Below are 15219 nucleotides of genomic sequence, written 5' to 3'. Positions count from 1 at the left end.
GGTGGAGCGTCAAAACAAGAAACTGAAAGCTGCGAAGAAAGCCCTGAAGAAAGCGGCTTGACCAGTTCAACCAATTGACAGGCTCGGCGATCCAAATGGCAGATGCCATTTGGATCCTGTCATCTCATTTGCGGAGGACGGCCATACATGACATCCATTCTGAACGTACCCGGCATCGGGCCGCGCCTGACTTCGAAGCTGGCTGAAGTGGGCATTTCTTCTGCCGAACAGTTCGTGGCGACCCCGTTCGAAACCTTGGTCGACATTCCCGGTCTTGGAGCGCGGCGCGTTGAAACGCTCCTCGAGGCGGCTTCCCAAACCTTAGCGCAGCCGAAAGAGCCCGCAGTCGCGCCAGAAACGCCGCCGCAGGATGCGGCGCCAGCATCTCCGGCGGAGCCCGAAACAAATACCGCAGAGGCTGCTGTGCCGGCTCCAAAAAAGAAGGCGCGCAAAAAAGCCGAAGGGAAGAACGCTTCGGACGAAAAAGACCCGAAAAACGCGAAGACCGGGAAAAAACCGAAAGACAAAAAGAAGCCAAAAGACAAGAAGAAAGCGAAAGACAAGAAAAAGGCGTCGAAGAAAAAGTCCGAGGCAAAGGCCGCAGAGACCATGAAGGCGACCGACAAAAAGGCAAAGAAGGACGCGGCCAAGAAGGAAAAACCAAAAAAGAAAACCAAGAAGTCCCGAAAACCAAAAAAGAAATAAAGCTGTCTCCGATCTGAGCCATCGCAGGCATGCCGGGTCGGGCAACGTCCACGTATTGGCCCGGCAATCGTTGAAGGCTTGGACGCCGGCGGTATCTGTCTGGCAGTCGATGCTGCACCGGTCAAAACGTTGGAACGCTGGCTCTGCTTGATGTCGCTCGAACCGGCCAGAGACATCGCGCGATCACCGTCTGATTGGCCACGCCTTACTCAGTTCAGGCGCCGCACAAGACGCAACCCGATCCGCCGTAAGGCTTTACCCGGTCGGGGTCAAACCACAGGTCTTGGATCGCCAGCACGGCGCGCCGAATGGCGGCGACAAGGTCGGCACCCGATCCAAGTGGAAATGAGGGACTATGGAAGCCATTGGCGCGCTGCTGATCCTGTTGCTTGCCGCCAGAGCGCTTGGCGCACTCGTGGAACGGATCTCGTTGCCATCCGCAGTTGGCGAAATGCTTGCGGGCATGATACTGGTTACCGTCGCGCAGTTTGCCGGTCCCCAGCAGACCATCCTTGCAGGGTTGCCCGAAAACGAGACATTGGCCCACGTCGCGGACCTCGGCATCTTCTTCCTACTGCTCATGGCGGGAGTTGAAATGCAGCTCTCCGACACGGTCCATGACGCGCGCAAGTCGTTTGTCGTGGCCTTCGGCGGCGTCGCACTGCCGCTTGTTGCCGGTATTGCCTTGGGCTTTGCGTTTCTCGAAGACGGACCCCAGCGGACGGCGCAGGCGCTTCTCGTCGGGGTTGCGCTATCGATCACAGCAATTGCCGCGTCCGCCAAAATCCTACAGGAGTTCGGTTTGCTCAGGTCGGAGGCCGGTCGTGTGCTGATCACCGCGGCCTTGTTCGATGATATTTTCGGATTGTTTCTCCTCGCCTTGCTGAGTTCGATCATCGCGTCGGGCGCGCTGCCCAGCGCAATCGCCTTTGGATTATTGCTGGCGAAGGTCATTTCGTTTTTCGTTGTCACTGGGCTGCTCGGCGTTCACGTGTATCCCCGCATCAGCAAGGAGATACACCGACGACAGGCCGCGGAGATCGAATTCGGCGCTTTGGTGGTTATGGCCCTCTGCTATGGATTTCTTGCGGAACTCCTCGGGCTGCATTGGGCGGTGGGGGCATTCATGGCCGGTCTGTTCATGGAGCGGTCACGAATTGGAAAGCGACCACACAAGAGTATGCGCCTTATGCTCAACGCGCTTACCGCGGGCGTGTTGGGACCGCTCTTTTTTGCGTGGATCGGGTTACAGGCCAATCTGACAGCGCTCGTCGAGATCCCCGGTTTTCTCATCGTTCTGATCGTTGTTGCCTTCATCACGAAAGTGCTGGGCGGTGGGATTGCCGCCGTCGCCGTTGGATATGACCGGCAGGAAGCGGCGATCATCGGTGTCGGTCTCGCCCCGCGCGGAGAAATCATGATCGTCGTGATATCGGTCGCGCTTGCAGCAGGGTTGATCGACAGCACGACAAAAGATCCGGTTGCCCAACACCTGTTCTCGGCGCTTATCGTGATGGCCCTCGCCAACACGGTGCTTGCGCCATTGGTTATGCGCGTCCTCCTTCGCTCGCCCCGTTAACACGTCTGACGCCAATCGCGTGCATCCAATGTCCCGCAAACCTCCTTTCGACACGAAAGCCCCCGAACGGCGTGTTTGTCCGGACCCCGATCGTCCAGGCATTCCGACCGAGCTGCCGCCGCGAAGCCCAACCCGCAGGCTCGCCTTGTGACCGAGGGACCAGCAAGGGGCAGGTCCCGCAGCCACCAACCCGAAAAGGTGACAAATGGGCCGTGTTTCTGGATGGGCGGACCCGCCAGATGGCCCGCACGATGCCTCGAAACCTCACGCTCAAGAACCGCGGCAAGGCCCTGCTGGGCGGCGACCCTTTGGCCGAGAAACGCAAGACCCGCGCGGTGATGACTGTTGCCCAGGCCGTGGAGGCGTATCTTGGCGCAAAACGGTCCGACGCCCGCACCCGAATGACCTTCGTTGAAGTCCAATCGAGTTTGGGCGACACTTATCTCTGGACCCGGGATTGAAACGGGTCCCGCTGGTAGCGACTGCGAAAGCCTTTTGGTGTCGTGTCGTAGTAACGCCGAAACAAGCGGTAGAAATATCCGGTGTTCTCGAAGCCGCAGCTGGCGATGATATCATTGATCGGCGCCTCGTCGCTTCGCAGCAACTGAGCGGCATGTTCGATCCGGATGCGATTGATGAACTCGGTCGGAGTGACCCCAAGGACGGTCTTGCAGGTTCGGCACACATGTTCCTGGCTCCGGCCTGCGGCCCGAATGAACCCCTTGGTGCCGAGCCGGAAGACTTCGGCGGATTGCGCGGCGCTGCAGGCTTCGGAAAACCACTTTGGGGCCGCCTTGGTCACGCCGCTGGTCGCATGGGCGACCCTGTTGGTCAGCACCAGCAGAAATTCCTCGATCCGCGCGAGGTCCCGTTGCGCCGTCTGCAATTGCAGCGAGACGTTCACCGCCCGCGCAAATCGCGCCGGTCCCAACGTGTGCATCTCGGGCAGCTCCGATCTGGCATCAAAGAACCGACCCCCGATCGCACTGTGATAGCGGCTGGCCAGATGCGTTGCGGTTTCGGTGCGAAACATGACGTTGATGATCTGGCACCCGGTCTTGCGATTGGCGTTGAAGGCATGCACGTCGCCGGGGCGCATGAACACCAGCTGGCCGGGCTCAAGCATCTGCGTGACCCCATTCACCCAATGTTCGGTGCGCCCGTTCTCGATCAGGAAAACCTCAAAGTAATCGTGATCATGGGCGCGGGCCGGATAGCGGGTTTCCAGTGATTTGCGGGCGAAATGGAATGCCTCGTCTGGGCGAACGTAATTGTCGATCAAGAAGCGGACCTTTTCCATGCAGCAAGATTAGCAAATAAACAGCCCATTGGGGAGCGCAGATATCAAAATAGTGTAAGATTCTGTCAATCTACGCCGCTGACACCTGCTGCCCGGGGGATAGACTGTCACCACTTGGGAGGATGACCATGCTCGGACACACACAGGACTTGCGCTTCGCGCCTGTCGCCAACAGCGCGCCCAAACGGCTGACGCTGGCGCAGATCGACCACTACAATACTGCCGGTTTCGTGCAGCCCTTCGACATCTTCGACAGCGCCGAAACACGCAAGATCCGCAGCTACATCGACGGTCTCATGGCCGATCTCGGTCCCGACGGGGCCTATGGGATCAACTGCTATCAGGCGCGCCTGTCAGGGCTTTACGACATCGCCACCGATGCCCGCATTCTCGATCACGTCGAGGATCTGATCGGCCCCGATATCCTGTGCTGGGCCAGCGCGATCCTGTCCAAGAAACCGCACGACCCCAAGACCGTGCCTTGGCATCAGGATGCCTCTTTCTGGGCGCTCAGCCCTGCGCGCACGGTCACCGTCTGGCTGGCGATCGATGACGCAGACGCGACCAATTCCGCCATGCGCTTCATCCCCGCCACCCATGACAAAGGCGCGTTGCCGGTTGCTGCAACCGATGGCGACACAAACGTCTTTCACAAAGGCACCGCCAACGCCGAGTCCATGGGCGCACCCTTTACCAACACCCTGAAGGCGGGCCAAATGTCGATGCACGCGGATATGCTGGTCCACGGCTCAAAGGCCAACACCTCGGACCGCCGCCGCTGCGGCCTCACCCTGCGCTACTGTCCTCCAAGCGTGCAGATCACTGACCCGAAATGGGCCACCGGGGTCGAGGCGATCCTGTGTCGCGGCACGGCAGGCGCGTGGAATACCCACCCCCGCCCCGACAACAACGACATCACCAAAACCAGCAGCCCCCACGTGGTGGGAAACAACTGATGCGGATCAAATGGTATGGACAGGCTGCCTTCCTGCTGACGCCCGAAACCGGTCCTCGCGTGGTGACCGATCCTTACACGCCCGAAAACCTCGGCTACGCCCCCATGCGCGACGAGGCGGATATCGTGCTGACCTCATCGGATGACGACGACGCCCACTGCCGCCACGACCTCGTGCCGGGCGATCACACCTGGCTCAACACGCTCGATGCCGTGCGCGCAGGCGGCGCGGCAGACGTCGCTGGCCTCACCGTCCACGCCATCGAAGCCATGGAGATCGAAGACCACCCGCTTCACGAACCCGGTGCCAACGCCATGTACCGGTTTGAACTGGACGGCATGCAAATCGGCCATATGGGCGATGTGGGCAACGACCTCAACGACCGTCAGGTCGCCTTCTTCGAGGGCGTGGACATCCTGCTGACGCTGGCCGGTGGCGTCTTCACCACGCGGCTGGACGAGGTCAAACGCCTGATCGACGCGGCCAAACCGAAACTGGTGATCCCCATGCACTTCCGCACGCTCACCTACAAACCGCGCAACCTGCACTGGATCGAGACATTCCTGAGCCATCTCGACGAGGAAAAAGACGTCGATTTCGCCTTCGGGCATGAGGTCGACATCACCAAGGAAACCTTGCCGGAGCGCACCCGCGTTCTGGTCATGGACTATGCCCGCTAGGGCGACGAACGGGCGCAAAGCCCATCATTTTCTGGGAGGAAAACAATGACACTCACGAAAACGCTTTTGGCGTCATCTGCGCTGGCGCTGCTGGCCACGGCGGGTCTGGCGCAGGCTGTTGCGCGCGAAAACACGGTGATCTTCGACCTTGATCGCACCATTCAGGACCCCGAGAACTTCAACTGGATGACACCGGGCACCAAGCGGATGCACGGCGCGCACCAGACCATGTGGGAGCCGCTCTTCATCCTGAACTACGGCACCGGCAACATAGACCCATGGCTGGCCACCGGGTTTGAACAGAACGAGGACAGCACCGAATTCACGATCACCCTGCGCGAGGGCGTGGAATGGTCCGATGGCGAGGCGTTCAACGCGGACGATGTTGTCTTTACCGTCAATCTGGCCATGACAAACGAGGAAATTTCCAGCCGTGAGGCCAGCACCATCAAGGCGCAGGTCGCAAGCGTGGAAAAGGTCGATGACCTGACCGTGCGCTTTACCCTGCAAAATCCCAACCCGCGCTTTATCGTCGAAAACTTCGGTGTGCGGATCTTCGGGTCGTTCCTGATCATGCCCGAGCACATCTGGAACGGTGAGGACGCCGCGACCTTCGCGTTCAACCCGCCCATCGGCACCGGCCCCTATACGTTCACGTCTGCGGCCTCCAACCGTGCGATCTGGGATCGCAACGACGATTGGTGGGGCGCCAAAACCGGCTTCATGGACCTGCCTGCGCCGGAACGCGTGATCTTCCTTGAATCCGGCGGCGAAGAGAGCCGCGCGCAGCTGATGGCCTCCAACCAGCTGGACGCCGCGCAGAACGTGACCATCGGCACTTTCGAGGCCATTCAGGCCCAGAACCCGAACGTCATCGCGTGGCATGCCGACTACCCCTACGCCGCCGCGGACCCCTGTGCGCGCCAGCTGGAAATCAACACCACCATCGCGCCCTGGGATGATGCCAGCATGCGCAAAGCGGTTGCTCATATCATCGACCGCAACCAGATCGTGAATGTCGCCTATGAAGGCACGACAACCGCGTCGGAAACGATGTTCGCGCAATATGGCTCGATGGCCCCCTTCATCGACGCCGTCAAGGAGGCCGGTTATGGCCTTCCGGCGGCGGCCGACGTTGCAGCGGGTCAGGCCCTGATCGAGGCCGCGGGCTGGACCCGCGACGGCGACTACTACACCAAGGACGGTGAAACCCTGTCGGTGGATATCCACGTCAACTCCGCCTCAACCGAATACACCCGCACCATCGACGTGATCGTCGAACAGCTGCAACGCGCTGGTATCGACGCCAAGGCGGTGCCGGTCGAAAACGGTGTGTTCTGGGGTGAAGTGCTGCCGTTCGGCGCCTACGAGATGTCCTACAGCTGGCTGAGCTGTGGCTCGGTGAACGAGCCTTGGGCGTCGATGGGTCGCTACACGGTCAAAGACGTGGTGCCTGTGGGCGAACGCTCTCCCGGTTTCAACAACACCGCCCGCTGGGACGGTGGCCATGCCGAGGCCTACTCAGCCGTTGTCGATGAAATCGCCACGCGGCCGCTTGGCGATCCGGAGGTTCCCGCACTTGTGGCCGAAGCCTATGGCCATCTCGATGCCGGTATGCCCTTCATCCCGCTGGTTCAGGCCGCCAAGCTGCTGCCTATGAACGAGACCTACTGGACGGGTTGGCCCACGGCGGACAACTACTACAACCATCCGTTCTTCTGGTGGAACCACACCCACCAGATCATCCACAATCTGGAACCGGCCGGTAACTGATCTCCCTGTCGGAGGGGCGGTTGGGGCTGCATGGTGCCAATCGCTTCTTCTGGAAATGAAAACAAAGGGGTAAGGCCCGGTGCCGCTTCGGGGCCTTACCCGACCCATTTCAAGACCCTATCCGAACCGTATCGCCAATTTCGAAGGATCGACTCATGGGACGCATCCCGCGCGACTACCTTATCAACCGGCTTGTGACGCTCGTTCTGACCGTGCTGATCGCCGCGACGATTATCTGGATCATCCCGCGTCTGTCCCCCGTGGACCCCGCCGAAATCGCGCTGGGGCGGATGGCGGCCGGGGCCGGTTCGGTTGCCAATTCCGAAGAGATCCTCGCCCAGCTGCGCGCCAACATGGGCATCGACCAGCCGCTGATCGTTCAGTATCTGAAATACATCTCCGGCGCTTTGGTGTTTGACTTCGGCCTGTCGACGGCAGCCTTCCCGACGCCGGTTTCTACGTTGATTCTCAATGCCTTGCCCTGGACGATGGGGCTGATGATCCTGTCGCTTCTGATCACGTTCTTCATCGGGAACCTGCTGGGTGCGCTGATGGTCTGGGAGCGCTCGCCCAAGCTGGTGAAGGTCGCCATTCCCGCAGCGATGGTCTTCACCTCGATCCCGCCCATCCTGTCGGGCCTGCTGCTGATGTGGATTTTCGCGGCCAAGTTGCAATGGTTTCCCCTGACGGGCGCCTATTCGATCTTCGTGGAACCGGGCTGGACGTGGGATTTCGTCAGATCCGTTCTGCACCATGGCTTCCTCCCCGCCCTGTCCATCGTTGTCGTGACCTTCGGCTTCTGGGCCCTGGGCATGCGCGGGCTGATGATCACCGTTCAGGGCGAGGACTATGTAAAATTGGCGGAAGCCAAAGGGTTGCGACCCCGCTACATCCTCTACCGCTACATGATCCGAAACGCGATCCTGCCGCAGATCACGGCCTTTGCGCTCAAAATCGGACTGCTTATCGCAGGGCAAGTGCTCGTCGAGCGCATCTTTGCCTATAACGGTATGGGCAAGTTGCTTTATGACGCGATCCTCAATCAGGATTTCCCCGTCATCCAGGGTGTCAGCTACGTGATCATCCTGATCACCGCACTCTCGGTCTTCCTCGTCGATCTGCTTTATCCCTTCATCGATCCGCGCATCCGGCATGAGGCCCAGACATGAGCGGCGCACACATGACCCGCGCGGAACGCCGTCAGGCCCGCCGTATCCGCCGATTTGACAACCCCTGGCTGAACCCCAAGCTGATCTGGGGCGCGGGGCTGCTTCTGAGCATCATCTTCATCGGCATTGTCGGCCGCGTGTTGTGGGATCTCGAGCTGGTCTTCACCGGTTCCTCGCCGCTGAAACTGCCGCCCCTGGGGTTCGAGAACCTGCGCGGACAGCCGGGCGTCATGGCCCATCCGATCGGAACGGATGGCGGCGGGCGCGACATGCTTGCGATGATCATCATCGGCGCGCCCAACACGTTGTTTGTCGGGCTTCTGGCCTCACTGATCGGCATGTCGATCGGCATTTTTCTGGGCTTCTCGGCCGGGTTTCTGGGCGGGCGGATCGACGACACGATCCGCGTCGGGGCGGACGTGATGATCACGATCCCGCCGCTGCTGATCCTGGTGGTGTTCCAATCGGCCTTTGGCGATGTGACCTTGACGATGATGGCGCTGCTGATCGCCGGTTTCGTCTGGCAATCGCCCACCCGTCTCATCCGTGCGCAAGTGCTGTCGATGAAGCAATCGGGCTACGTGCAGATGGCCCAGCTGTCCGGCGCATCCACGTCGCACATCATGTTCCGCGAGATGATGCCGAACCTCGTGCCCTACCTCTTTGGCTCCTTCATCGCCTCGGTCACGACCTCCATCGTTACCGCCGTCGGCCTCGAAGTCCTCGGCCTTGGGCCGCAGCGGATCCCGACATTGGGCCGCACCATCTATGAGGCGATCAATGCAGGCGCGCTGATACAGAACCTGTGGTGGTGGTGGGGTATCCCGACGCTCCTGCTGGGCGTGATCTTCATCGGCCTTCTGCTGATCAATCTCGGCCTCGATGAGGTCTCCAACCCCCGTCTGAGAAGGTTGAGCTGATGTTGGATGATGTGACGACAGACAAACCCGTCCTGACGCTGAAGGACCTTTCGATCGAGTTTCCCACACCGGCAGGTGTCGTGCAGGCGGTCAAGGCGCTCAGCCTCGATATCCACAAAGGGCGCCGCGTCGGTTTCATCGGGGAAAGCGGGTCAGGCAAGACCACGACGGCGCTTGCGGTGATGCAGATGCTGGCCGAACCGGGGCGCGTTTCAGGGGGCACAATCGACCTTGGCGGCACCAATATCCTTGCGCTGAGCGAGGAAGAGATGCGCAGCGCCCGCCTGAGCCGCGTGGCCTATATTCCGCAGGGTGCGATGAACTCGCTGAACCCCGTGATGCGGGTCGAGCCGCAGATGTGGGACGGCATTATCGCCCATGAAGGCCATCTTGAACGCGGTGAACTCAAACGGCGCAGCGACGCCGCCCTGCAAAGCGTCGGCCTGCCACTGCACACCGCTGGCCTGTATCCGCACGAATTGTCCGGCGGCATGAAACAGCGCGTTTGCATCGCGATGGGCATCATTCTGAACCCGGAGTTGATCATCGCCGACGAGCCGACCTCGGCGCTGGATGTCGTGACACAGCGGCAAGTGATGCAGACCCTCAAGGCGATCCAGACACAGATCGGCTCCGGTCTGATGCTGATCGGGCATGACATGGGATTGATGGCGCAAACCGTCGATGAACTGGCCGTGTTGAAGGATGGCGCGTTGGTCGAACATGGCACCGTGCAACAAATCCTTGAGGCCCCCGCGCACCCCTACACCAAGGATCTGATTTCATCGGTGCCTCTGGTGGGGGGCGAAAGCTTCCTCAACCCCGACGCGCGGGCCGACGCCCCCAAACGGGCCTCCTCCGAGCCGCTCTTGCGTTTCGAAAACGTGCGCAAGGACTACGGCTCTGTCACGGCGCTGCATCCGATGTCGTTTACCCTGCAAGGCGACACGCCACAGATCATTTCCATCGTCGGGCAATCGGGGTCGGGCAAATCGACGATGGGGTCGATCATGCTTGGGTTCAATCCGCCCAGTCAGGGCCGCGTGTTGTTCGAAGGGCGGGACGTGGCGGGGATGAACGCCGCGCAATCGCTGGACTTTCGCAAGAACGTGCAGGCCGTGTTCCAAGACCCCTACGCCTGCTTCAACCCCTTCTACCGCGTCAATCACGCGCTGAAGTTCCCCTATAAGCAATTTGGCCTCGCCACCTCAGAGGCCGCCACCCAACGCGCGATGGAAGCGGCCTGCGAAGCCGTCGGGCTGGACCCCGATCTTGTCTTGCCGCGCTATCCGCACCAATTGTCAGGCGGCCAGCGGCAACGCCTGATCGTGGCGCGCGCGCTGATGTTGTCGCCCAAACTGCTGATTGCCGATGAACCCGTGTCGATGGTCGATGCGTCCCTGCGGGCCTCGATCCTGTCCAACATCTATGACCTGAAGGACAAGTACGGCATCTCGATCCTCTACATCACCCATGACCTTGCCACCGCCTATCATGTCAGTGACTTCGTGATGGTCCTGTTCAAGGGGCACGTTGTCGAAGCAGGCCCGCCCAAGGAAGTGATCGGCGCGCCGCGGCATCCCTATACAAAGCTTCTGATCGACAGCATCCCCTGGCCCGATCTGGACCGCAGTTGGGGCGACGGGCGGACCGATTGGGATCCCACGAAACTTGAGGCAGAGGCCGCGCGGGCCGAGGCCATCTATCGTGGCACGGTGCCGGGGTTCGATCTGATCGAAGAAGCCCCCCACGGATGAGCGGTCGCTGGCCTTTCATACGTGAAAAGATCGCGCAACGCCTGTCGCTGATTGCGCCCTTTGTCGCGCGCCGCCGTCAGCCGCTGCCCCCCTTCCGGCTGCTCTGCCTGCCCGCCGCGTCCGTGCAAGCGCCAATCTGCGCGGATCCCAGCGGATGGGACGAAATCCCCCACGAAAGCTACTGGGGGAAAACCGATCTGAATTTCATCCTGAAGAGCCGCTTTCAAGTGCCGCAAGGTTGGAATGCAGATCGCATCGCACTGCACCTGCCGCTTGGGGTCTTGGGCGATATCTTCAACCATCCCGAAGCGCTGGTACATGTGGATGCCCGGCCCATCGCCTCTGCCGACCGCTATCATCACACCATTCGCCTTGACGCGGCCCTTGCCGATGGCAAGCCCCATGAACTGTCGCTCCAAGGCTGGACGGGGCATACGGATTGGCCGCCTGACCCTGCGAGCAAGGCCAAACTGTTCATGGGCACCCCGGCACTTGTTGAACGCGATGAAACGCTGCTTGCATTCTACACTCTCGCCCACACGATGCTGGACACGACCTCGGTGCTGCCCCCCGATGATCCGGTGCACCAGAACCTGCTGGCGGCTCTGGATGCGGCGTTCAAAGTGCTCGACACGCGTGCGCCCCTCGGGGATGCGCTGTATGACAGCGCGGCGGCCGCATTGGCCACGTTGGAGCAGGGCAAGGCCGATGCGGGCGATCCGCTGGACGTGACCCTGCACGGCATCGGTCACGCCCATATCGACATCGCCTACCTCTGGCCAATCGCCCAGACACGCCTGAAGAACGCGCGCACCTGTTCGAACGTGCTGCGCTTGATGGAGGATGACCCGGACTACCGGTTCTCCCATTCCCAGCCCCAGCTTTATGCGATGATGCAGGCGGACTACCCTGCCCTGTTTGAGCAAATCAAAACCCGTGTGGCCGAGGGCCGATGGGAGGTCATGGGCGGCATGTGGGTCGAACCGGACCTGAATATCCCCGGCCCGGAGGCCCTCGTGCGGCAACTGACCCTTGGTCGCAGCTATTTCAGAGAGGCGTTCGGCGATGTCGAAACACCCGTCTTGTGGTTGCCCGACACTTTCGGTTTCCCCGCGCAGATCCCGCAGCTGATGCGCCTTGCGGGGCTGAAGTGGTTCGCGACCAACAAGCTGAACTGGAACCAGATCAACCCCGTTGCCTCTTCCAGCCATCAGTGGGAAGGGCTCGATGGCAGCCGCGTTCTGGCCCATGTGCTGACCACCCCGCGCAGCGTGCAATACCTGCCATTCCCGACGAATTACAAAAGCGATCTCAGCGCGCCCGAGGTGCTGGGCACATGGGATCGCTCCACCGCGCAGGAGCATGTGCATGACCTCCCCATTTGCTATGGCTATGGCGATGGCGGCGGCGGGCCAACGGAAACGCTCTTGGCCAAGGCGCATATCTACGCCGAAATGCCAGGCATGCCCCGGTTCAAAATGAGCACCGTGCGCGCGACCTTTGAGGCGATTGAGGCGACGGCTGACGATCTGCCGGTTCATCGCGGCGAGCACTACATGGAAGGCCACCGCGGCGTCCTGACCTCGCAAGGGTGGATCAAACGCGCCAACCGCAAGGCGGAATGGGCGCTGCACGAGGCCGAGTCCCTGTCCGCGATGGCCGGGTTGACCCCTGATCTCACCGAGGCGTGGCAATTGCTCTGCCTCAACCAGTTTCATGATATCGTGACGGGCACCTCTGTCGCTCAGGTCTTTGCCGACGCGCGCAAGGACTACGCCCGGATCATGGATTTGGCCGAGGCCGCGTCTCAGGCCGCCGCGAAGGTTTTGGCCACAGCAGAACCGGTGGTGGCCAATACATGCCCGACCAATGGTCCGCGACTGGCCCTCGTTGAAGGAGGAGCGCACGTGCCCAATGGCCAACCCGTCAGTGACGGTGTTCTGGCCTTGCTGGACACCCTGCCCTCCTATGCGATCACACCTGTTCGGACCGCGACAATGCCGCATACACCGGCGGGCTGCCGTCAAACCGCTGACGGCGGAGTCGTTCTGGAAAACCAAACCCTGCAGGTTTTTGTCGATGGCGCAGGGCGGCTGTCGCGCGTCTATGACAAGGGCGCCGACAAGGACGTCATCCAGCAAGGCACGGTCGGGAACCAGCTTCAGGCGTTTGAGGATCGTCCGATTTGCTGGGACGCATGGGACATCGACCCGTCTTTTGAAGACCGGCAGGACGCCGTGGCGGGCGACACCACGATCGAAGTGACCGAGACCGGCCCCCTGCGGGTCAGCCTGCGCGTGACCACGGTATGGCGATCCAGCACCATCGTTCAGGACATCCGTCTGGCGGCCCATTCTTCCCGCATCGACTTTGTCACACGGGTGGATTGGCACGAACAGCATACGCTGCTGAAAGCGGCCTTCCCGGTCACCGTTCACGCGCCGGTCGCCCAATTCGACAGCCAATGGGGCATGGTCGAACGGGCCACGACCCGCGACACGCCATTCGATGCCGCCCGTTTCGAGGTGCCGGCACAAAAATGGGCGCAGTTGCGCGAGGAAAGCTATGCCGTGGCGCTGCTCAACGACTGCAAATACGGCTATGATGTGCGCGATGCCACCCTGCGGATCACGTTGATAAAGTCGTCGACCTCACCCGATCCGCAGGCCGATCAGGGTGCGCATTGTTTCACCTATAGCCTGCTGCCGATTGCAGGGGCAAATTTTGACGTCCTGCACCACGAAGCCTATGACCTGAACGCACCGCTGCGTATCATCGCCGATGGATCAGGCCGCCAAGCCTCACCCGGCCCTCTCGTGACAAGTGACGCAACGAACGTGATCGTCCAAACCGTTAAGCCCTCAGAGGATGGGCGCGGATTTGTCGTCCGGCTGTTCGAAGCCGCAGGGCAAGCCACGCAAGCGACCCTTCGGTTCGACCGCGCCATCGCCTCCGCTACCGAAGTTGATATCTTCGAGGTCGAAACCGGCCGCATCGCGCATTCGGATCATGCGGCGGAGGTTGGATTCGGGCCGTTTCAGATCAAATCCGTCAGAGTACAGCACCTGTAGTCGAAGACGCTGGACCGGCCGAGGCCACCAAACCCGTCGCGCGGAAATGCGCCCAGATGTTCAGGAACACGGTGGTTTTCAACAGCATCGCGGTTTGCCATTGCTCTCACGCGCGGTGTTTCGTCCCCGGCAGGCCCGATGGTGTGCGCCATCCTTGCCACCATCCACCGACTGCGAGCGCCACCACTATGCGCGTGACTGCGTTCTCAACTCAAACTCAACAAACGCGGCAGGACATCTCTGTCCAACGCGTTGAAAATCGTCGCCTCCGGGCCAGCACAGAATCGCTTCGAAGCATGAGGCACCCGCCTTCAGGCGCTTCTGCAACTCCAGAGGCCCTCAGAGGAAAGAGATACTTGATCCGCAGGCCTTATCAGGCGATCTTCGCGTCAGTTCCCGTCAGATGGTAGGCCACTTGGGGAATGTCTGCTAAAGCTCGCACACGGACAAAAGCAGAAGTGGCTAATCACCCAGGAGAGGGAAATATGGCTGACTATGATTTCGGAGAAGGCGGAAACTACATTTTCGATACAGGATCGAACCAATACTTACTCCAAAGTCAGACTAGTATTTCATCCACACTGACCGACCAGGATGGGGGGAGTTCGAACTTCGAACAGAACGAGCCACTGTTCTTTGACGTGGGTGGAGCGCCTGTGGGAGTAGGCAACTTCTTCGGCTCTATAAACATCGGCGGCGTAGAATATCCTGTCGTCAACCCCGGCGGCGGCGAACTCGTGATCTACATAAGCGGCAGTGATGCGAGCATCCTGCCGCCAAGCTTTTTTTCGACCGACATCGATATAGATCCTTTCCCGGTCTGCTTCGCCGCCGGCACGCTGATCGCCGCGCCCGATGGTGAACGCGCGGTCGAAACGCTGGCCATCGGCGACCCGATCCTTGCGACCGATGGACGGACGGTGCCTGTCCGATGGATCGGCCGCCAGACCTTGCACAAGATCTTCACGCCCGCCGATCGTTTTGTGCCTGTCCGCGTAACGCAGGGCGCGCTCGGGGACGGCCTGCCGCACACCGATCTTGTGCTGACGGCGGACCACGCGCTCATCATCGATGGTCTGGCGATCAACGCCGGGGCTCTCGTTAATGGTACAACCATCACTTACGACCCTATGGACAGCTTGCCGGACCGGGTGACCTACTACCACGTCGAGACCGAGGACCACGACGTGATCCTGGCGAACGGCGCGCCGGCGGAGACCTATGTGGACTATGTCCAGCGCCGGGTCTTCGACAACTACCAGGAATACGTCGATCTTTATGGCGAGGAGCGGACCATTGCGGAGATGAG

General features: G+C 60.8%; 12 protein-coding genes. 11 read left to right on the top strand and 1 reads right to left on the bottom strand.

What is annotated here, in order from left to right; genetic code table 11:
- Nucleotides 1-147: 147 nt before the first annotated feature.
- The 3 genes from J1C49_RS02435 to J1C49_RS02425 all read left to right on the top strand — a co-directional run bounded on the left by J1C49_RS02435 (nucleotide 148) and on the right by J1C49_RS02425 (nucleotide 2745).
- The gene (locus tag J1C49_RS02435) at nucleotides 148-705 is read left to right on the top strand and encodes a helix-hairpin-helix domain-containing protein (protein ID WP_227444210.1); all 558 of its coding nucleotides are present in this window, start codon (nucleotides 148-150) and stop codon (nucleotides 703-705) included.
- Between the two features lie 355 nt (nucleotides 706-1060).
- Nucleotides 1061-2284 (top strand): cation:proton antiporter, encoded by a 1224-nt coding sequence (locus J1C49_RS02430; protein ID WP_227444209.1) that lies wholly within the window; start codon nucleotides 1061-1063, stop codon nucleotides 2282-2284.
- Between the two features lie 239 nt (nucleotides 2285-2523).
- A complete protein-coding gene (locus J1C49_RS02425; protein ID WP_227444208.1) occupies nucleotides 2524-2745 on the top strand; it encodes a hypothetical protein in 222 nt (73 codons plus the stop codon).
- Here the strand turns inward: J1C49_RS02425 and J1C49_RS02420 are convergent.
- On the bottom strand, nucleotides 2724-3566 hold the full coding sequence (locus J1C49_RS02420) for an AraC family transcriptional regulator (RefSeq protein ID WP_227444207.1): 843 nt from the start codon (nucleotides 3564-3566) through the stop codon (nucleotides 2724-2726). The two genes, J1C49_RS02425 and J1C49_RS02420, sit on opposite strands and share 22 nt — an antisense overlap.
- Before the next feature lie 146 nt (nucleotides 3567-3712).
- On the opposite strand from J1C49_RS02420, the gene J1C49_RS02415 reads away from it, so the two are divergent.
- The 8 genes from J1C49_RS02415 to J1C49_RS02380 form a co-directional block, all read left to right on the top strand.
- Nucleotides 3713-4540, top strand: a complete 828-nt coding sequence (locus tag J1C49_RS02415) for a phytanoyl-CoA dioxygenase family protein (RefSeq protein WP_227444206.1) — start codon at nucleotides 3713-3715, stop codon at nucleotides 4538-4540.
- Nucleotides 4540-5220: an MBL fold metallo-hydrolase gene (locus tag J1C49_RS02410; protein WP_227444205.1), complete on the top strand. Its 681-nt coding sequence runs from the start codon at nucleotides 4540-4542 to the stop codon at nucleotides 5218-5220. The genes J1C49_RS02415 and J1C49_RS02410 overlap by 1 nt, the downstream gene beginning before the upstream one ends.
- 45 nt (nucleotides 5221-5265) lie before the next feature.
- Complete coding sequence (locus tag J1C49_RS02405; RefSeq protein WP_227444204.1) at nucleotides 5266-6993, top strand: ABC transporter substrate-binding protein; 1728 nt, start codon at nucleotides 5266-5268, stop codon at nucleotides 6991-6993.
- A gap of 155 nt (nucleotides 6994-7148) precedes the next feature.
- A complete protein-coding gene (locus J1C49_RS02400; RefSeq protein WP_227444203.1) occupies nucleotides 7149-8162 on the top strand; it encodes an ABC transporter permease in 1014 nt (337 codons plus the stop codon).
- On the top strand, nucleotides 8159-9082 hold the full coding sequence (locus J1C49_RS02395; RefSeq protein ID WP_227444202.1) for an ABC transporter permease: 924 nt from the start codon (nucleotides 8159-8161) through the stop codon (nucleotides 9080-9082). Before J1C49_RS02400 ends, J1C49_RS02395 begins: the two co-directional genes overlap by 4 nt.
- On the top strand, nucleotides 9082-10839 hold the full coding sequence (locus J1C49_RS02390) for an ABC transporter ATP-binding protein (protein WP_227444201.1): 1758 nt from the start codon (nucleotides 9082-9084) through the stop codon (nucleotides 10837-10839). The genes J1C49_RS02395 and J1C49_RS02390 overlap by 1 nt, the downstream gene beginning before the upstream one ends.
- The gene (locus J1C49_RS02385; RefSeq protein WP_227444200.1) at nucleotides 10836-13910 is read left to right on the top strand and encodes a glycoside hydrolase family 38 C-terminal domain-containing protein; all 3075 of its coding nucleotides are present in this window, start codon (nucleotides 10836-10838) and stop codon (nucleotides 13908-13910) included. The genes J1C49_RS02390 and J1C49_RS02385 overlap by 4 nt, the downstream gene beginning before the upstream one ends.
- Nucleotides 13911-14395: 485 nt before the next feature.
- The coding region (locus J1C49_RS02380; protein WP_227444199.1) for a Hint domain-containing protein at nucleotides 14396-15219 on the top strand (824 nt) is incomplete at its 3' end.

The organism is Cognatishimia sp. F0-27 (assembly GCF_020667845.1).
Lineage (GTDB): Bacteria > Pseudomonadota > Alphaproteobacteria > Rhodobacterales > Rhodobacteraceae > JAFMPQ01.
The sequence above is the reverse complement of the archived record's forward strand: the minus strand, read 5'-3'. Positions and strand labels throughout refer to the sequence as shown.